Origin of the sequence: Bacillus sp. V3-13 (genome assembly GCF_002860165.1) — a bacterium.
GTDB lineage: Bacteria > Bacillota > Bacilli > Bacillales > Cytobacillaceae > Bacillus_BJ.
The window spans coordinates 46,208-64,969 of sequence record NZ_PGUZ01000053.1; the positions used below are offsets into that span (position 1 = coordinate 46,208).

Annotated in this window: 14 protein-coding genes; 8 read left to right on the top strand and 6 right to left on the bottom strand. The window is 44.7% G+C overall.

Translation table 11 applies throughout. The annotated features are described in order from the left end of the window. Positions 1-53 precede the first annotated feature (53 nt). The 3 genes from CU633_RS17615 to CU633_RS17625 all read right to left on the bottom strand — a co-directional run bounded on the left by CU633_RS17615 (position 54) and on the right by CU633_RS17625 (position 4,048). The gene (locus tag CU633_RS17615) at positions 54-1,394 is read right to left on the bottom strand and encodes a (Fe-S)-binding protein (RefSeq protein WP_101661889.1); all 1,341 of its coding nucleotides are present in this window, start codon (positions 1,392-1,394) and stop codon (positions 54-56) included. Next, complete coding sequence (gene glcD / locus CU633_RS17620; RefSeq protein WP_101661890.1) at positions 1,391-2,803, bottom strand: glycolate oxidase subunit GlcD; 1,413 nt, start codon at positions 2,801-2,803, stop codon at positions 1,391-1,393. The genes CU633_RS17615 and glcD overlap by 4 nt, the downstream gene beginning before the upstream one ends. A gap of 138 nt (positions 2,804-2,941) precedes the next feature. Next, positions 2,942-4,048 (bottom strand): CdaR family transcriptional regulator, encoded by a 1,107-nt coding sequence (locus CU633_RS17625; protein WP_101661891.1) that lies wholly within the window; start codon positions 4,046-4,048, stop codon positions 2,942-2,944. Positions 4,049-4,184: 136 nt separating this feature from the next. Between CU633_RS17625 and CU633_RS17630 the strand changes: the two genes are divergently transcribed. Both CU633_RS17630 and CU633_RS22965 read left to right on the top strand, forming a co-directional pair. Next, a complete protein-coding gene (locus CU633_RS17630; RefSeq protein ID WP_101661892.1) occupies positions 4,185-5,543 on the top strand; it encodes a TrkH family potassium uptake protein in 1,359 nt (452 codons plus the stop codon). Between the two features lie 210 nt (positions 5,544-5,753). Beyond that, on the top strand, positions 5,754-5,900 hold the full coding sequence (locus CU633_RS22965) for a hypothetical protein (RefSeq protein WP_180955018.1): 147 nt from the start codon (positions 5,754-5,756) through the stop codon (positions 5,898-5,900). A 47-nt stretch (positions 5,901-5,947) separates the two neighbouring features. On the opposite strand, the gene CU633_RS17635 is transcribed toward CU633_RS22965, so the two are convergent. Both CU633_RS17635 and CU633_RS17640 read right to left on the bottom strand, forming a co-directional pair. Beyond that, complete coding sequence (locus CU633_RS17635; protein WP_101661893.1) at positions 5,948-7,705, bottom strand: B12-binding domain-containing radical SAM protein; 1,758 nt, start codon at positions 7,703-7,705, stop codon at positions 5,948-5,950. 148 nt (positions 7,706-7,853) lie between these two features. Beyond that, complete coding sequence (locus CU633_RS17640; protein ID WP_101661894.1) at positions 7,854-9,545, bottom strand: L-lactate permease; 1,692 nt, start codon at positions 9,543-9,545, stop codon at positions 7,854-7,856. A 317-nt stretch (positions 9,546-9,862) separates the two neighbouring features. Here CU633_RS17640 and CU633_RS17645 point away from each other — a divergent pair, with 317 nt between their 5' ends. The 4 genes from CU633_RS17645 to CU633_RS17660 all read left to right on the top strand — a co-directional run bounded on the left by CU633_RS17645 (position 9,863) and on the right by CU633_RS17660 (position 13,929). Further along, a complete protein-coding gene (locus CU633_RS17645) occupies positions 9,863-10,606 on the top strand; it encodes a FadR/GntR family transcriptional regulator (RefSeq protein ID WP_257958994.1) in 744 nt (247 codons plus the stop codon). A 408-nt stretch (positions 10,607-11,014) separates the two neighbouring features. Continuing rightward, a complete protein-coding gene (locus CU633_RS17650) occupies positions 11,015-11,731 on the top strand; it encodes a (Fe-S)-binding protein (RefSeq protein WP_101661896.1) in 717 nt (238 codons plus the stop codon). Positions 11,732-11,782: 51 nt separating this feature from the next. Next, positions 11,783-13,213, top strand: a complete 1,431-nt coding sequence (locus CU633_RS17655) for a LutB/LldF family L-lactate oxidation iron-sulfur protein (protein ID WP_101661897.1) — start codon at positions 11,783-11,785, stop codon at positions 13,211-13,213. Then, entirely contained in the window at positions 13,210-13,929 is a 720-nt protein-coding gene (locus tag CU633_RS17660; protein ID WP_101661898.1) for a LutC/YkgG family protein, read from the top strand. Before CU633_RS17655 ends, CU633_RS17660 begins: the two co-directional genes overlap by 4 nt. 32 nt (positions 13,930-13,961) lie before the next feature. Here the strand turns inward: CU633_RS17660 and CU633_RS17665 are convergent, their stop codons facing one another. Beyond that, on the bottom strand, positions 13,962-15,005 hold the full coding sequence (locus tag CU633_RS17665) for an acyltransferase family protein (RefSeq protein ID WP_101661899.1): 1,044 nt from the start codon (positions 15,003-15,005) through the stop codon (positions 13,962-13,964). Positions 15,006-15,326: 321 nt separating this feature from the next. Here CU633_RS17665 and CU633_RS17670 point away from each other — a divergent pair, with 321 nt between their 5' ends. Both CU633_RS17670 and CU633_RS17675 read left to right on the top strand, forming a co-directional pair. Then, positions 15,327-16,340, top strand: a complete 1,014-nt coding sequence (locus CU633_RS17670; RefSeq protein WP_101661900.1) for a 2-oxoacid:acceptor oxidoreductase family protein — start codon at positions 15,327-15,329, stop codon at positions 16,338-16,340. Beyond that, positions 16,340-18,634 carry a thiamine pyrophosphate-dependent enzyme gene (locus tag CU633_RS17675; protein WP_101661901.1) on the top strand — a complete coding sequence of 765 codons (2,295 nt, stop codon included), beginning with the start codon at positions 16,340-16,342 and terminating at the stop codon, positions 18,632-18,634. Before CU633_RS17670 ends, CU633_RS17675 begins: the two co-directional genes overlap by 1 nt. Positions 18,635-18,762: the final 128 nt, after the last annotated feature.

Here is an 18,762-nt window from a genome sequence, read left to right on the forward strand (position 1 = left end):
TGGCAGAACATAAAAAAAGACGGGCCAAAATCCGGCCCGCCGATATTTATAAATCACTGTAATGAAGATGTCTCCCCGGCTGCTTCAAGCAACAGATCGACTATATGGACGGCACGAACTTGTCCTGCCAGGTTTTCCCGTTCAATCCCGAGCTTCATTTGCAGCAGGCAGCCGGGATTAGCTGTCACAATCGTTGCCGCATGCGTCTCTTTTGCTTGTTTCATTTTATAATCGAGTATTTGCATCGACATATCCGATTCGACAATATTATAGATGCCAGCCGATCCACAGCAGCGGTCCGCATCTTTCATTTCCCGGTATTCTGTCCCTTTAATTGCCTGAATCAGCTTGCGCGGGGCGGACGCAGTTTTCATGACGTTGCGCAAATGACAGGAGTCTTGATACGTAATCACTTGATGTGGCAATTCGAGCTTCACTTTTTTGTGAAACTCCAATTCAGCAAGTATTTCAGTTACATCCTTTAGCTTCATTGAGAAATCGCGGGCCCGTTCCTCCCAGTCGGGGTCGTCTTTTAACAAATGGCCGTAATCGACGAGGAACGCTCCGCATCCGCCAGCATTTGTGATGATATAATCAACGTTTAAGTCTTCAAAGGCTTTAATATTTCTTTTTGCAAGCTCCCTGGCAGACGCCTTTTCACCACTGTGGCCGTGAAGGGCCCCGCAGCAGGCTTGTTCCTTTGGAATGACGATTTCACAGCCGGCAATCTGCAAAAGCTTCATTGTCGCATTATTTGTTTTCAAAAACATCGTGTCCATTAAGCATCCGGAAAAGAAGGCAACACGGCTTTTCGTATCGCCTTTAGCCGGCAGATGCTCAGGCCTGTTTTTCATTTCCGCTAAGCGCGGAACGTGCGGCAGTACTTTTTCCATCGTTGAGAGATTTTCTGGGAGCAGTTTTAATACACCCGTTCTTCGAGCGGCCTTCTGCAATCCTGATCTTTGATAAAATCCAAGCAGGCCCGTTAACGTTCTCATCCGGTTTTGATGCGGAAAAAGCCCGTCAAAGACTGCCTTTCGGACCGCCCGAACCGGTAATGAATGTTTTTTATTTTGGTTGATGATATCCCGGGCTTCTTCAAGCAAATGGCCGTATTTGACACCCGATGGGCAAACCGGCTCACATGCCCGGCAGCCAAGGCACATATCCAAAGATCTTTCGACATCCTCATCAGGTTCGATCAATCCATCGACAACCGCCTTCATCAAGGCAATTCTGCCGCGCGGCGAATGGGATTCCTTATAACCGGATTCAATGTAGGTGGGGCACGATGGCAGGCAGAACCCGCATCGCATACAGTTTAATAGTTCATCTTCATCCATTCGTTGCCGGAATTGCTGCTGAATCGCTTCCTGTTCAGTTCTTGTTGTCATTTTGTTACCACCACACGCTTCCTGCTGTCTTTAGCAAATACTTTTCCGGGATTTAATATGTTATTTGGGTCAAGTGCGGATTTGACCGCTTTCATCGCAGAAATCCCTTCTTTGCCAAGCTTCAACTCCAAATATGGGGCTTTCATCATCCCGACGCCGTGCTCCCCGGTAATCGTTCCGCCCAGTTCGATTGCTTTCATAAAAATTTCTTCAAATGCTTTTTCGACTCTTTCCATTTCCTCATGGTTTCTTGCGTCTGTCGGGCAGGTTGGATGGAGGTTGCCGTCTCCGGCATGGCCAAATGTACAAATTTTAACGTTATATTTTAACGCAATTTCGTTAATGGCCTTAACCATATTGGCGATTTCGGAACGCGGAACAGTCGCATCTTCGAGGATCGTTGTCGGCTTCAGGCGGGCTAAAGCGGACAGAGCGGCGCGCCGGGCAGTGCGAAGCGCCTCAGCCTCAAACTCTGTTTCTGCCACTTCAACTGAGACGGCATGCTCCTGCTTGCAAATTTCGGTCATCCGCAAAATATCGCGGTCGACGACTTCTGCGGGGCCATCCTGTTCAATGAGAAGCACGGCTTTCACGTCAGTCGGCAAGCCGACTTGGGCGTGGGCTTCAACTACCTCCAGTGTAGGCTGGTCAAGAAATTCAAGCGTCGTTGGAATAATTTTGTTGGCGATAATCTTTGACACTGTTTTGGCAGCCGCTTCAATATCCTGGTACAGTGCCAGCATCGTCTTTTTCGTTTCCGGCATTGGGACAAGCTTGAGTGTCGCTTGCGTAATGATGCCAAGCGTCCCTTCAGAACCAACAAAAAGACGGGTGAAATCATAGCCGGCAACATCCTTTGCCAATTTTCCTCCGGTCCGGATAATTTCCCCATTTGCAAGCACGATTTCCAGGGCAATCACGTAGTCTCTTGTGACACCGTATTTTAACCCGCGCAGCCCGCCTGAGTTTTCGTTTATATTTCCGCCGATCGTCGAGATTTTCATTGAACTCGGATCAGGCGGGTAAAATAAACCTTTTGCCTCAACAGCATTGATTAAATCCAGGGTGATAACTCCCGGTTCAACCGTAACGGTCAAGTTTTCTTCATCAATCTCGATAATTTTGTTTAAATGTTTAAAAAGAAGAACAATTCCTCCTTCTGTCGGGCAGGTTCCGGCGCACAGGTTTGTGCCCGATCCCCGCGGTACGATAGGAATCCGGGCTGAATTGCATATTTTTACGATCTCGGCAACTTCGCTTGTGTTCCGCGGGCTTATGACAGCATCCGGCATCGACTGAAAATTGGGCGTTGCATCGTAAGAATAAACTAAGCGGCCTGCTTTGGAATCATCGTAATTTTCTGATCCGACAATGTCGAGCAGCTGGTTTTTTGTTTCAGTTGTAATCACTGATCTCTCTCCCCCCAAAAAAAAATTAAAACGCTTTCAATTTTACTTAGCTGTTTAACCAATATTCTCAATTTTAAGTATAAAAAAAGCGGGAAAGTCCCGCTATGGATTTATATCTGAATATTATGGTGAATTTTTTTATATTTTTGTATGTTCGTCCAAAATCACGATCGCCAAAAACAGCGACAATAAATCCTCAATCGATGAAGGATCAAGCCCGGTTAAATCATTGATTTTTTTAAGCCGGTAGTGCAGCGTATTGATATGAATATGCAGGGCCGCAGCAGTATTTTTCAAGGAGTGGTTTTGTCGAAACAACTCTTTCAGGGTTAACAAAAGTTCTTCCTCATCCAGGAGCGGATTGATTGTTCGCTGCAAAAACGCTGACTTTGTCTCGCTTTTTATGTCGTCCAGGATCATTTCAAAGGTTAAATCCTCATCAAAAACGACCGTTTCCTTCACCAGTGCCGATTTTAACGCTCTAAGCGCCTGCCGGTACGAGTGATGAATCTGGCCGGGAGCTGCCCGCTGGCCGACACCAATTAAAATAGAAGCACCATATTGTTTTTTCCAAAAATGCTCCGCCTTAGAAATCTTTTGTTTTATGGAGTGGTTTGAGCTTTCCGCCGACAGCCACAAAATCCGTTCATTGCCCCATCTGATGATGATGTCGTCTGCGATATCTTCGTTGAGGCTTTTAAGTGACTGCCCGAGCTCCCGCTGGCTGATCGATTCCGGCAGGCGGATTTCTCCGAGCAGCACTCTCCTTGGAATCGTGACGTCTATATGTAAAAGCTTCGCCCGGTCCAAAAAGGATGAATCCCATTCGTGAATCTGCATCCAGTCAAATACGAATGCTTCCATCGCCCTTGATTGAATTTCCAGTTGTTCTGCATAGTAGTTTTCACTGATTAGCAGCTCGGTCATCTTGCGGATGATTTCTCCAAATGGGGAAACTTTGTCGGGATTACCGGTAATGCCAATGATGCCGATGACTTCTTTTTTGAAAAATATCGGCAGGTTGATTCCGGCTTTAACCCCCGTTAACCTTGTTTCATCTTCTTTTGTAATGATCCGCTTTGCTTTCCGTTTAAAAACCAAAAACGCTCCTTCGTGAAACGTTCCGACCCTTACAGGATCGGTGCTTGCAATAATCGTTCCATCTGGATTGGCCACAATGATATCCTCATTTAATAGCTTTCTTACTTCGATGATAATTTTTTCGGCAAGCCCCGGCATTAACATAGCGCGTCCTCCCAGTTTTGTTAAAACCATTATAAAGAATATAAGAAAATCATGCTATTTTCCTGATATTGCTTTTAAAATTCGGGTATATTCTTTATGATAAGGGTTGGGAAAATGTCGAAAGGACAAACGTCAAATGTGGAATAAGATACAAAAAAGACTCGACAAAATTACACCTGCCCGGGCCATTGTCAGCTATTATTTTCTGGCGGTCAGTGTCTCTGTCCTGTTGTTAAGCATACCGGCTGTCCATCAGCCGGGTGTTTCCGTCAGCTTTATTGACACCCTGTTTACAGCCGTGAGCGCGGTAAGTGTAACAGGGCTTGCCGTTTTTGATATTTCGGAAACATATAGCGTTTTCGGTATTTTTATGTTGATGTTTGTCCTCCAATTCGGGGGCATTGGCGTGATGACTCTCGGAACTTTCTTCTGGCTGCTGCTCGGGAAGAAAATAGGCTTGCGGGAACGCAGATTGATTATGACCGACCATAACCAAGTCAACCTCGCAGGTGTTGTGAACTTAATAAAGGAAATTATAAAGATTATTCTTTTAATTGAATTAATCGGCAGTTTAATTTTAGGTTTTTATTTTTTAAGATATTATCCGACATGGGGGGAGGCTTTTCTCCACGGCCTTTTTGCAGCAGTGAGTGCGACGACAAATGGCGGTTTCGATATTACCGGCGCTTCGCTTCAGCCGTTTGCGGACGATTATTTTGTTCAAATCATCAACATCATTTTGATTACACTCGGGGCAATTGGTTTTCCCGTGTTAATCGAAGTGAAGGCATACTTATTTCCGAAAAACAATCAGGGCAACTTCCGTTTTTCTTTGTTCACGAAGCTGACAACAGTCACTTTTGCAGTGCTGCTCGCCGGCGGAACATTGCTGATCTTAATCATTGAAAGCCAAAATTATTTTAAGGGTATCTCTTGGCATAAATCGTTCTTTTATGCTTTCTTCCAGTCGGCATCGACGCGGAGCGGGGGACTCGCCACAATGGATGTCAGTGAGTTTGCTGTCCCGACTTTACTGATCATGTCTGTTTTAATGTTTATCGGTGCTTCGCCAAGCTCGGTTGGCGGAGGAATAAGAACGACGACCTTTGCCTTGAATATTTTGTTTGTTTACCACTTTGCCAAAGGCAATCGCAACATTAAAATTTTTAAGCGCGAGATTTTCGAGGAAGACATTATCAAATCATTGGCCGTTACGATGCTGGCGACGATTCTTTGTTTATTGTCACTGATTATTTTATCGATTACGGAAGAGCACCACAGCCTGCTTGAAATTTTGTTCGAAATTTGCTCGGCGTTTGGAACCACAGGGTTATCAATGGGGATTACCCCGGATTTATCGACACCGGGAAAATGCATCATCATGGCGCTGATGTTCATTGGCAGAATCGGCTTAATTTCATCTTTATTTTTGCTTGGCGGTTCAGAGAAAAAAGCGAACTACCATTTTCCAAAGGAAAAAGTGATTATTGGTTGATAAAGAAATTCCGGGCAAGTGCCGGGATTTTTTTAATTTTTCCCATAGTAAAGATGATACATATCTTTCCCACGGAAGCTAAAAATAGGACTACAGTGCATTAATGAAAGTTGAGTGGATATAGTCAGCAGGGTATAGTGCAAACTGCAGGATGTTCAGGAATCGAATTTCCGGCTGAATAAACGCGCAAACAGAGAGGGGCTGGAGTAAATGAAAAAACGCAGTGATGAAAACGGGCAACAAGCCAATGTTGAATTTGGCAACGAATTCGGCGATATAAATGCAAGCAAAATATACGAAATTCCTTTTATAAACGAGAAGAAAAGCACGAAGGAAAGCAAAAAGAGGAACAAATAATGAAAAGGTCTTGAAGCAAAACCAGCTCACAAGACCTTCACATCTTTTTATTTGGACAATTGCTTTGTTTTACAAGTGAACACAGACGCTTTCTCTTCGCTTGCTGCAAAGTAGACGAGCATTATGGAAGGCTCAAGCTCAATCTCCCCGCTGATTAAATATTTTTCAAGGTTAAATGGGATTTCTTCGAGCATCGTATGCTTATAAAGCTCTTTTTCCTGGAGACCCAATTCCAGATAGCTCTTGCCAAGCAAGCCGGGATTTTGCAGGAAATCCTTATAAATGGCCGCGCGCTCCGCCTTTTCAAATGAAGCCTGCCACCACGGTTTCCTTGGCTTATATTTGTGTTTTGATAAATAGTCATATTTCATTAAGCCTTCAATAATGTCAAGATGACCCAAGTTTTTATACTGCAAAAACTGCCTGAGCCGGTTAAAAAGATCCTCGAGCTGATGCCCGATCCGCTCCCAGCCTTGTTCTTCCCAGTACGTACCGAATTGCTGGAAAAAGTCAAAAGGGGACGAAAATACCTTTGAAACGAGATACTCAACCGTCTCGTCCATTCGGTGGTCATTCCAATACTTTTCAAGCACATCTTCGACCTGCTTGATCCGGATAATATCGTGAAAGGACAGGACATTGTTCCCCAAAATTTCGTATGGGGAGTGGTCCATATATACATATTGATGCTCGTCGGCCCGCAGCCGCAGACCGGTTCCGTGCAGCATTTTTAAAAAGCCAAGCTGAAGCTCTTCCGGCCTGAGAGCGAACACATCATTAAAGGTTGTTTTGAAAGTAGCGTAATCTTCTTCCGGAAGCCCGGCAATTAAATCAAGATGCTGGTCGATTTTCCGGCCCTCTTTTACCATCGTCACGGTTCGCGACAGCTTTTCGAAGTTTTGCTTTCTCATGACAAGCTCGTTCGTATAGTCATTTGTCGACTGCACGCCTATTTCGAAGCGGAATAATCCTGGTGGTGCTTCGCGGTTCAGAAACTCAATCACTTCAGGGCGCATGATGTCCGCGGTAATTTCAAATTGAAAGACAGTCCCAGGCAAATGCTCATCAATTAAGAATTGAAACATGTCCATTGCATAGCTGCGGCTGATATTAAAAGTGCGGTCAACAAATTTAATTGTTTTCGCACCATGTTTCATTAAATAACGGATATCGTCTTTGACTTTTTCACGGTCAAAATAACGGACACCGACTTCAATCGACGAAAGGCAAAATTGGCAGCTAAACGGGCAGCCCCGGCTCGTTTCGATATAAGTAACCCTCTTTGACAAATGGGGAATATCCTCTTCAAACCGGAAAGGGGACGGCAGCTCGCGCAGGTCTAATTTGTTTCGCTGCGGGTTGATGATCGTTTTGCCATCGTTCCTGAATGCAAGACCGGGAACCTTTGAAAAATCCCTTGAGCCATCGAGCTCGCTTAACAATTGTTTGAATGTTTCTTCCCCTTCGCCAATGACAATAAAGTCAAATTCAGCGTTTTCGTCCATCCATTCACGAGCATCGTAGGTTACTTCAGGGCCGCCGACCACGATCCGGATCGCTGGATTGATCTTCTTGATCATTTTGATCACTTTGATCGTTTCTTCTATATTCCAAATGTAACAGCTAAACCCGATAAGATCAGGCTCTTTGCGAATCAGGTCCGTTACAATATTCATAATCGGGTCTTTGATCGTGTATTCAGTCAGCTGAACATCAAACTCGGGGCGGGCATAAGCTTTTAAATAGCGAATCGCAATATTTGTGTGAATGTATTTAGCGTTTAAAGTTGTGCAGATAATATTCATGATCTGTTTTGACTCCTTTTCAGAGTTAAAGCTGTTCATAACTGTTTATTATATATGATTGTTCGCAAAAAAGGTATAGTGAAAACGCGGCAGCTGCATACAAAAAGCTCCCCGGGCACGGGAAGCTTTTTGTACAGTTTTCTTTTCATTAAGGGATCATCCACGAAAGGATGCCATTTTGCAGGAAAGTCAATATTCCAATTAAGATGACAAGGAAAAGGCTGTGCTTGATTGTGAAGCGGAATAAATCCGATTCCTTGCCGGCCAGACCAACTGCCGCGCATGCAACTGCGATCGACTGCGGGGAAATCATCTTCCCGGTAACACCACCCGACGAGTTCGCGGCAACGGCGAGAATAGGATCCATGCCAACTGAAGTTGCGGTCACCTTTTGGAGATTTCCAAACAACAGGTTCGCCGACGTATCGGAGCCGGTTATGAATACCCCGAGCCAACCAAGGAATGGCGAGAAGAACGGGAACAAAAAGCCTGTTTTTGCCAGCGTCATCCCTAAAGTGGTGCTCATTCCTGAGGCATTCGTGACATAAGCAAATCCAACAACCGAACCAATTGTAATCACTGGATACTTGAGCTCATTTAACGTTTCACCGAATGTTCCGATCCAATCCTTCCAGGCAATCCCGACAATATATTTCGTAACAATGGTTGCGATGAGAATCGCTGTACCGGCAGCACCCAAAAATTCCAGTTTGTAGAGAGCGGCAATTTCTGTTCCTGCTCCACTTATAATTCGGTTATGGAGCAACGGAACTTCAGGCATCATCGTCAAAGCGCTTCCAATTGAATTTATCGCTTTTAACACCGCGTTTGTACCCTCATAATGACCCGTTAACGCCAGTTTCAGCGTTGGAATTCCCCACAATGAAATAACTGCTGTTAGTACAAGGAAAGGAGACCATGCTTTGAAAATTTGTCCTCCCGTATAGGAAATCTGCTTGTCAGCAGGCTTCTTCACAGCAGAGGCAGCTGCCATTTCCTGTTCAGCAGAAAATCGGAAAATTGTTTTTGGTTTCCAAAACTTTAAGAAAATCGCTAATGCAAATAAAGACACCAATGCAGATAAAATATCCGGAAGTTCAGGCCCTAAAAAGTTGGAGGACAAATACTGGGTAACAGCAAAAGAAACGCCGGATACGAGAATGGCAGGCATGATTTCCCACGTCTTTTTAAACCCTGCCATGATAACGACTAAATAGAACGGGATAAAAACCGATAAAAACGGCAATTGCCGGCCAACCATCTTTGAAATTTCCATCGCCGGGATTCCTGTTGGGCCTTCTACGGCAATAATCGGAATTCCAATCGCACCAAACGCAACTGGTGCTGTATTGGCAATTAAACACAGCCCGGCGGCATAAAGCGGGTTAAATCCCAGTCCGACAAGCAAAGCCGCCGATATCGCAACCGGGGCACCAAACCCTGCAGCACCTTCCAGAAATGCTCCAAATGAGAACGCTACCAAAAGTGCCTGCAAACGCCTGTCTTCCGTAATCGACAGGACGGAATTACGGATAATCTCAAACTGGCCAGTCTTTACGGTTAATTTATAAAGAAATACCGATGTAATGATGATCCAGCCAATTGGCAGAATCCCGTATACTGCACCCTGTGTCGCTGACATAAAAGCCATTCCGGCCGGCATTTTAAATGCCAGAACCGCCACTGCCAGTGCAATCAGCAATGTCGTCAGCCCGGCCATATACCCCTTCATTCTTTTAATGGCAAGCGCCCAGAAAAAATAGACAATTGGAATTAAAGCGATTAAGGCAGACAGAGCGAGACTGTCCCCTACCGGTGTGAAATTTTGTACAAATGTCATAGCATTACCCCCATTGTTCATCATTATAAAATTTTTACAACCCATCCTCCCATAAAAATTACCCTTGAAGAAGAAATCGCTTTCAAAAATGCGATTAACAAGTGATTAGGTCATCTGATGACCAGAATGTGAAACCCATTGAGACAAATTATAGAGTTGAATCTATAAAAAAACAATAGATTTTTTCATTTTTTTGAATTTTCATTTGTTGATAGATTTGTATTTCCTTTTTTGTTTGGGAATGCCACAATAACAACATACATGTATAATAAACCTAAAAGGATACGTTGAAACGGGGATAAGGGAAAATGAGCAATATTCATTACAAGAAAATAAAGCCGAAGAAAATTTATGAAGAAGTCGCTGAAGCAATCCATGAAATGATTCGACAGGGACAATTAAAGCCGGGCGACCGGCTCGATTCTGTCCAACAGCTGTCAGAAAACTTCCAGGTTGGACGTTCGGCGATCCGTGAAGCCTTATCGGCCTTAAGGGCAATGGGGCTTGTTGAAATGAGGCAGGGGGAAGGAACGTATGTAAAAGAATTTGAGGCGGATCAAATAAACTTTCCGTTATCCACTGCGATTTTGATGAACAAAGAAGATGTTGCCCACTTGCTGGGAGTACGAAAGATATTGGAGGCCGGAGCTGTAGCCGCAGCGGCTGTTAAAAGAACAAATGAAGATCTGGCTGCGTTATCGCAGGCACTGGACGAAATGAAAAAAGCCCACGGCAACGAAGAGTTGGGTGAAAAAGCCGATCTCGAATTTCACCTTGCACTGGCGGCAGCTTCACAAAACCCGTTATTGGCAAGCCTGATGAGTCATGTTTCCGGATTGATGGTGGAAACGATGAAAGAAACGCGCAGGCTCTGGCTGTTTTCCAGGCAAACGACCACTGAACAACTGTACAATGAGCACCTTGCCATCTTCGAAGCAGTTAAAAACCGTCAGGAAGATGAAGCGAGGAATGCGCTTCTGGCCCATTTAAACAACGTCGAGACGATTCTCGGCAAGTACTGGCAAGAAACAGCTACAATGGAAAGAGATAACGCGATCTAATCCACGAAGTTGTCCTGGCTAAAACAATTTTCATACGAGAAAAAATAACTGCCCAATAGATTTATAAAGCGGTTCGTTTTTTCTGATCATTTGCAGTTTTTTAGAATGAATTTCATAAGCAATTCTTTAATTGAAAAACGAACAGTTGTTTAAAATTAAGATAGTATTATTCGTTTCCTACGGCATACTCCTGTTTATTTAGACAATTTCATTCGTTTTTCGGTCTGGCTTATTACATTGTGAAATTTACTCTTTTAAAATTCATACAAGAAAACCCTTTCATAATCATTTCGTTTTATAGTACTATACGATTAATAGTTTATCTGTAAGCCAGTCATCAGATGACCGGCTGATTGGATTAATTAAGAGATTGATAGAAAAGTGGAAGTTTACAAGGAGATGGGTGAAATGAAGGTTACTTTATTTGCTACTTGCCTGGTTGATATGTTCCAGGGCGATGTCGGGAAAGCGACAGTAGAAGTACTGGAACGGCTCGGCTGCGAGATTGATTTTCCCGACTCTCAGGTGTGCTGCGGCCAGCCGGCGTATAATAGCGGCTATGTAAAGGAATCAAAGGAAGCGATGAAACGAATGATTGCAACGTTTCAGGATGCGGAATATGTTGTTTCGCCTTCTGGATCATGTGCTGCGATGTTTAAGGAATATCCGCATATCTTTAAGGAAGATCCGGTTTGGGGGCCAAAAGCACAGGCACTTGCTGATAAAACGTTTGAGTTGACGGAATTTATTGTGGACGTATTAAAGGTGGAGAATGTCGGGGCAAAGCTGAGCGGGAGGGCAACCTATCATACCTCCTGTCATATGACAAGACTGCTCGGCGTCAAAGAGGCCCCTGTCAAACTATTAAAAAATGTTGAAGGGCTCGAATTTACGGAGCTGCCCGGCAAGGAAAACTGCTGCGGGTTCGGCGGAACGTTTTCCGTGAAAATGGCACAAATTTCCGAGCAGATGGTAGATGAAAAGGTGAGCCATGTTGAAGAAACGGAGGCTCAATACCTGATTGGTGCAGATGCCGGCTGCTTAATGAATATCGGGGGACGGATTGACAGAAAAGGGATACCGGTCAAGGTTCTGCATATTGCCGAAGTACTGAACAGCAGGTAGAAGATGTCAAAAGAATCTGATTCAGATTAGCTTCGAACGGAGGGGTAAAGAATGGCAATGAAAATCGGTACGGAGAATTTTAAAGAGCGCGTCGAAACGGGTATTAATAACTCGTTCATGCGCGGCGCGGTGGCAGCTGCCCAGGAACGGTTCCAGACGAGGCGGCTTGCGGCGGCAGCGGAGCTCGGAAATTGGCAGGAATGGCGGTCGCTCGGCGAAGAAATCCGCCAGCATGTGCTTGAAAATCTGGATTATTATTTATATCAATTGAGTGAAAATGTCGCAAAAAGGGGCGGCCATGTTTTTTTTGCCAGGACTGCGGAAGAAGCAAACCAATACATTAAGGATGTCGTCATTGAAAAACAGGCCAGGAAAATCGTTAAATCAAAATCGATGGTAACGGAGGAAATCAGTTTAAATGCCTGCCTTGAGGATGCAGGCTGCCAGGTCATCGAAACGGATCTTGGCGAGTATATTCTCCAGATCGACGACCATGATCCTCCTTCCCATATCGTGACGCCTGCCCTTCATAAGAATAAGGAGCAGATCAGGGATGTTTTCGCTGAAAAGCTCAATTACAAAAATACGGAAAAACCCGAAGAGCTCGCCCTGCACGCGCGGGAAATGCTGCGCCAGGAATACTTAAGTGCCGATTTAGGGATAACAGGCTGCAATTTTGCCGTTGCCGAAACAGGGTCAATCAGCCTTGTCACCAATGAGGGCAACGCTGATCTTGTCACGGCACTCCCAAAAACGCAAATAACGGTCATGGGAATGGAACGGATCGTTCCTACATTTGAAGAAATGGAAGTGCTTGTCAGCTTGCTGACACGAAGTGCTGTCGGACAAAAGTTGACCAGCTATATCACAGTCCTTACCGGTCCAAAAGAAGAATTGGACGTCGATGGTCCTGAAGAATTTCACCTCGTGATTGTCGATAATGGCAGATCAAAAATATTGGGCGGTGAATTCCAATCCGTACTGCAATGCATCCGCTGTGCGGCTTGTGTGAACGCCTGCCCGGTTTACCGCCATGTCGGCGGTCATTCATATGGTTCGATTTACTCGGGGCCGATCGGAGCTGTGTTGTCACCGCTGCTTGGCGGCTATGACGAATACAAAGAGCTTCCATACGCATCCACCTTATGCGCAGCTTGTACGGAAGCCTGCCCGGTAAAAATTCCGCTGCACGAGCTTCTTCACAAACACCGCCAGATCATTGTGGAGAGGGAAGGGCGCGCACCAATTTCCGAGAAGCTTGCAATGAAAGCGTTCGGTCTTGGAGCAGCGTCGCCATCCTTGTATAAAATTGGCTCGAAAATGGCTCCTGTTGCCATGAATCCTTTTACAGCCGGAGATAAAATTTCAAAAGGACCGGGCCCTTTAAAAGCATGGACAGATGCCCGTGAATTTCCGGCACCCAACAAGGAGCGGTTCCGTGACTGGTTTAAAAATCGCGACAAAGGAGGGGACCATTCATGAAGGGATTGATTCATAACCGCGATTCTTTTCTGGCTGCAGTTGCTGAGCGGCACGGCCGGACACCGAATACAAAAGCAGTGGCCAGGCCGAAATGGTCATGGCAGCCCCAGGATGCCGTTTTAAAAGAAGCAGATGCGGATGAGCTGCTTGAGGCCCTCAAGACGCAATGCATGGTCATTCACACCGATCTTGTTGTTACGAATAAAAATAAGTTACAAGAAACGTTGAAAGAAATTGTTGCAAATTATGGCGGCGGACCGGTCATTGCCTGGAAGGATGAGCGCTTTCATGAATATGGCGTATCTTCTCTACTCGAGGATGTTTGGCCTTCAGAAGGTGTCCCGGTCCATATATGGGATTCAGAAATCGGTGCGGAAAATATTCATTTTGCTGAAAAAGCCAATGTCGGCTTGACGATCAGCGATATAACCCTCGCAGAATCCGGCACGGCCGTATTGTTCAGCAGCAAAGATAAAGGGCGGACGGTAAGCTTTTTGCCAACGTGCTCGGTTATTCTGATCCCAAAAAGCAGCCTCGTGCCGCGGATGACCCAGGCAGCGCGAAAGATGCGGGAAAAAGTGGCGAACGGGGAACTGATTCCGTCGTGCGTGAACTTTATTACCGGTCCAAGCAATTCTGCCGATATCGAAATGAATTTAGTCGTCGGCGTGCATGGTCCTGTAAAAGCAGCTTATATTGTAATTGAGGATTTATAAAGAAGAAGCCTGCAAAAAAAATTGCAGGCTTCTTATCCGTTCTGAAGCTTTTTTTTGTAAAATTTCAATGCGGAAAAAACTTTAAATGACAGCCTTTTAAATTTGGAAAGCTTCAACTCGATGAAAGGCTGGGCAAAGGATGTTGCAATTTTACTGGATAGCAACAAAGTAAGCAGCAATGAAACTACAGCCAGAAGCAAATAGCTTTCCGGTCCTGTAAAGTAATCTTGCACGGGGCTTTCCCTGAACGTCTTGACAAAAAAACCGTGCAGCAAATAAACGTATAAAGTATTTTTACCGAGATCCGTAAAAAAGTATTGCTTTTTTGGCACGAAAGCAAAAAAGCTGAACACCATCATTAAGCTTAACAAATAAAACCCAAGCCTTTTCCCCATTGCAGCGAGGGAAGCAGCCCCCATTTCCCCGTAAGGCTTCGATCCGAGCAGCCACTGGTAGTTAATGTCCGGGTTCAAATAAAACCAGGCGAATACAATCACGAACGCAAGAGCTGCAACACTTCTAGCCTTTACATTAAAAAGGGATGAAAGATGCTCTTTCTTTAAGTAGTAGCCGAGTAAAAAGAGCGGGAAAAACACAAACGTCCTCGACAGGCTTAAATAGTTGGAAATGAAGTCGATATAGCCGATCGCAAGCGCAATTACCAGGGAAATTGAAATCGCTGTCACTGCTTTCAGTTTCGAAAAACCAAGCAGCATAATATTCCAGAAAAACAGGCTGACCAAAAACCATAAAGACCAGTGCGGATCCAGTGGATCAACGGTCAATTGGGACTGTCCATATAAATAGTAGTAATAAACCGAATAAATCAACTGGAAAATTAAATAAGGCAAAATTAATTTTTTGGTGATTTTCCGCAAATAACCCTTTTGATAGAAGCCTTTTGCGAAAAAACCGGAAACTAAAATAAATGCCGGCATATGAAAAGTGTAGATGGCTTTATATAGAGCATGAATGATTTCGTTATCTGCAATAAATGATTGAAGCAAATGCCCGAAAACGACGAAAAAGATTAAGATAAATTTCGCGTTGTCAAAATAATAATTTCTCTTTTGCATAAGATCCTCCCGATTTTTTGACCCCCGAAAGCATCTATATTTCTATACCCACCTGATTATAAATCAAACTTAAAAAATTGTGTTAATTTATGACTGGAAAATCATTTCTGTATTAATACAATATAAAATCTGTTATATAACTAAGATTCCGCTTACATCATGTAAAATATTGAACTTATTCCTTATATAAAAAAACTGTTTCATAAAAAATGTGAAGATGTTTGACATTTGTCACAGCAAGAAGCTGAAAAGTCCATTAAAATGACAAAAGAGCAGTAAATTCACAATGAGAGATCTTTTTAAGAAATGGGGAGGGGAAACATGGCTATTTTACCGAAAGAAAATGAACTGGGGTTTTTTGAAATCAGGCTTGAATCGATTGGCGGTCTCGGGGCAAATCTTGCCGGAAAAATGTTGGCCGAAGCTGGCGTACTGGGTCTTGGGCTGAATGGGTCAAACTTTTCTTCGTATGGCTCAGAGAAGAAAGGATCACCTGTGAAAAGCTTTATCCGCTTCTGTGAACCGCATGTTGAAATTCGCGATCACAGCCCGATCGAACAGCCGCATGTGATTGGCGTATTCCATGAAGCGCTCTATAAAACCGTCGATGTGATCAGCGGTTTAGGGCCTGAAGGGATTGTTTTAGTCAACTCGGTACGGTCATTCGAGGACGTAAAGGAAGATTTGCAGCTTGAATACGGGACATTGGCGATTGTCGATGCGCTCGGAATTGCCGTTGAAGAAAAAACAAAAGTAAACACGGCAATGCTCGGGGCTTTGTTCAAAATTTGTAACTTTCTCGATGCAGATGCGATGCGAAAGGTGATCCGCAAAACGTTTGAAAAAAAATACCCGCATCTTGTCGAGCCGAATATCCGTACTTTTAACAGAGGCTATGAAGAGGTTCAATTTAAAACGTTTCAAGCACCGCCAAATGCCGAGCCGAAAGCTTTCTCAAGGGCTGTTCCTTTATTGGGTTATCAAACCCAGGAAATCGGCGGCATTATTAGGGCACAAGCCAATAGCATCATGAAGGATTTAAGCGGCTCCCGCCAGGGCTTTCTTCCGAAGTTTGTACAGGAGGAATGCATCAATTGCGCAGCCTGTGATACAGTCTGTCCTGATTTTTGCTTTGTATGGGCGTCTGAAACCGACAAGCGTGGCAGGCCGCAAATGATTTTAACCGGTATCGACTATCAATATTGCAAGGGCTGCCTGAAATGTGTCGAGGCATGCCCAACAACTGCGTTAAGCGAGCTTCGTGAAACGGCCGAATACGCTCAAATAAACCGGGTTAAACAAAACTTTCCTTATGTGAATGGAGGAATCGTCTGATGGCTATCATGGAACAAAACTTAAAGCAGAGTGGAACTGCAGAGCAGCTAACCACGTTTGAATCCGGCAACGAAATGGCGGCAATGGCAGCGGCGCAAATTAACTATCATATCATGGGCTACTTTCCGATTACCCCTTCAACAGAGGTAGCCCAATACTTGGATCAAATGAAAGCGCGCGGTGAGCACGATATCCAATTAATCGCTGCCGACGGTGAACATGGTTCGGCAGGTATTTGCTACGGCGCGGCGGTGACGGGAGCCCGCGTCTTTAATGCGACGAGTGCGAACGGATTTATGTATATGCTTGAACAGCTGCCTGTGCAATCAGGGACCCGTTTCCCGATGGTTATGAACCTGGTGACGCGTTCAATTAGCGGGCCGCTCGATATTCGCGGTGACCATTCCGATTTGTATTTTGCCTTAAATACAGGCTGGGTCATTCTTACAGCGAGAACACCCCAGGCGGTCTATGATATGAACATCATGGCTTTAAAAATTGCCGAGCATTCCGACGTACGCCTTCCTGTCATCGTGGCTTATGATGGATTTTTCACGTCGCACCAAAAAAGGAAGGTTCAATACTTTAAGGACCGGAAAACAGTCCAGCAGTTTGTCGGTGAGTGCCCTGACAGCTATCATTTTGCAAGGGATCCGAAAAAGCCTGTTACGATCGGTGCCCATATGAACGGCGATGATCTGCTTAATAACCATTTCCAGCAGTCGGAAGCGATGTACAGGGCTGGAGCGGTATATGAAAAAGTTGCAGCTGAATATGCCCGATTATCCGGCAGAAAATATTCCGCTCTCGATTTGTACAAAATGGAAGATGCAGAGGTAGCGCTATTTTTACTCAATTCAGCTGCTGAATCAGCGAAAGATACGGTTGACAAGCTCCGCAAGCAGGGAATCAAGGCAGGAGTGATCAGCCCAAACATCATCCGGCCTTTCCCGGCAGCAGAAATCCGCGAGGCATTGAAAGGGGTAAAAGCTCTGCTAGTGGGAGAAAGAGCAGACTCCTATGGTGCAAATGGTCCTAATCTGACCCATGAGGTTAAATCGGCGCTTCAGGAAGATCAAGATAACAATACGATCGTATTAAGCAGAGTTTTTGGACTTGGCGGAAAGGATTTTTATCCGGATGATGCCGAGCAGTTTTTCCGATTTGCAATCGATGCAATCGAGAACGGAAAAGCCGAAAAACCTTTCGATTACTACGGGCATGTTCCCGGTGATCCGCAAAAAATTCTCCAGCCGGTTATTAGCCCGCAGCACAGCGATGCTTATAAATCCGGGCTGATTGAAGTAAAAAAAGATGAGGCTACCAATAAATTGAAAGTGAAAATACCGCCGTTAAGAGCGTTAACAGCCAAGCCGAAGCGGCTTGCTTCCGGGCACGGGGCATGTCCGGGCTGCGGAATTTTCGGAGGCCTTGAACTGTTTTTTAAAGGAATCGAAGGAGATGTCGTCGTTTTATTCCAAACGGGCTGCGCTTATGTGGTTACGACCGCATATCCGTATACTTCCCACAAACAAACGATGATCCACAATCTTTTCCAAAACGGGGCTGCCACTCTGTCTGGAACAGTTGAAGCATTTTTGGAGTTAAAGCGGAGGGGAGAGATTTCCGTATCGGATGATGCGACCTTTGTGATGATTACCGGAGACGGCGGAATGGATATCGGAATGGGATCCGCAATCGGAACTGCTTTGCGGAACCATAAACTGATCATGCTTGAGTACGATAATGAAGGATACATGAACACAGGCTCACAAATGTCATATTCGACACCGCTCGGGCACATGACAAGCACTTCCAATGTCGGGAAGAGCCAGAAGGGGAAGGCATTCCATCATAAGGATACAGCGCAAATTATGGCAGCAGCGAACATTCCCTATGTTTTTACCGGGACAGAAGCGTTTCCGCAGGACTTGATCAAAAAGGCGGCAAAAGCACAGTGGTATGCGCAAAACGTCGGCACAGTTTACGGGAAAATATTGATAACCTGTCCGTTAAATTGGAAGTCTGATGACCGCCTTGGCGAAAAAATTGTCGAGGCCGCCGTTAATTCCTGTTTCTTTCCACTGTATGAAGTAGAAGAGGGAATGACAACGATTACTTACGACCCTGAAAAGAAAAATAAACGCATTCCTCTTTCCGAATGGTTAAAATTAATGGGGAAAACCAAACATTTATTGAAGGAAGAAAACAAACAATTGTTGGCCGATTTTGAAGAAGAAGTAGAAAAGCGCTGGCAGCGTTTATGTGCGAGACATGAGAATCATTTGTTGTAAAATACCAGGGAAAAGCGATGCAGAAACATGCATCGCTTTTTCTTCATTATTTTTGGAAAATCATTTCGGAATTTCGATGTGCAGGCAAACGAAAACCAGTATGTTTCGAGTTAACAAAAAGGTTCCCG

What these genes read in the sequence shown, in the direction of transcription:
- CU633_RS17675 (WP_101661901.1), top strand. Translation starts at nt 16,340, where the DNA reads ATGGCTATCATGGAACAAAACTTAAAGCAGAGTGGAACTGCAGAGCAG.
- CU633_RS17630 (WP_101661892.1), top strand. Translation starts at nt 4,185, where the DNA reads ATGTGGAATAAGATACAAAAAAGACTCGACAAAATTACACCTGCCCGG.
- CU633_RS17615 (WP_101661889.1), bottom strand. Translation starts at nt 1,394, where the DNA reads ATGACAACAAGAACTGAACAGGAAGCGATTCAGCAGCAATTCCGGCAA.
- CU633_RS17655 (WP_101661897.1), top strand. Translation starts at nt 11,783, where the DNA reads ATGGCAATGAAAATCGGTACGGAGAATTTTAAAGAGCGCGTCGAAACG.
- CU633_RS22965 (WP_180955018.1), top strand. Translation starts at nt 5,754, where the DNA reads ATGAAAAAACGCAGTGATGAAAACGGGCAACAAGCCAATGTTGAATTT.
- CU633_RS17665 (WP_101661899.1), bottom strand. Translation starts at nt 15,005, where the DNA reads ATGCAAAAGAGAAATTATTATTTTGACAACGCGAAATTTATCTTAATC.
- CU633_RS17625 (WP_101661891.1), bottom strand. Translation starts at nt 4,048, where the DNA reads ATGTTAATGCCGGGGCTTGCCGAAAAAATTATCATCGAAGTAAGAAAG.
- CU633_RS17635 (WP_101661893.1), bottom strand. Translation starts at nt 7,705, where the DNA reads ATGAATATTATCTGCACAACTTTAAACGCTAAATACATTCACACAAAT.
- CU633_RS17670 (WP_101661900.1), top strand. Translation starts at nt 15,327, where the DNA reads ATGGCTATTTTACCGAAAGAAAATGAACTGGGGTTTTTTGAAATCAGG.
- CU633_RS17640 (WP_101661894.1), bottom strand. Translation starts at nt 9,545, where the DNA reads ATGACATTTGTACAAAATTTCACACCGGTAGGGGACAGTCTCGCTCTG.
- CU633_RS17660 (WP_101661898.1), top strand. Translation starts at nt 13,210, where the DNA reads ATGAAGGGATTGATTCATAACCGCGATTCTTTTCTGGCTGCAGTTGCT.
- CU633_RS17650 (WP_101661896.1), top strand. Translation starts at nt 11,015, where the DNA reads ATGAAGGTTACTTTATTTGCTACTTGCCTGGTTGATATGTTCCAGGGC.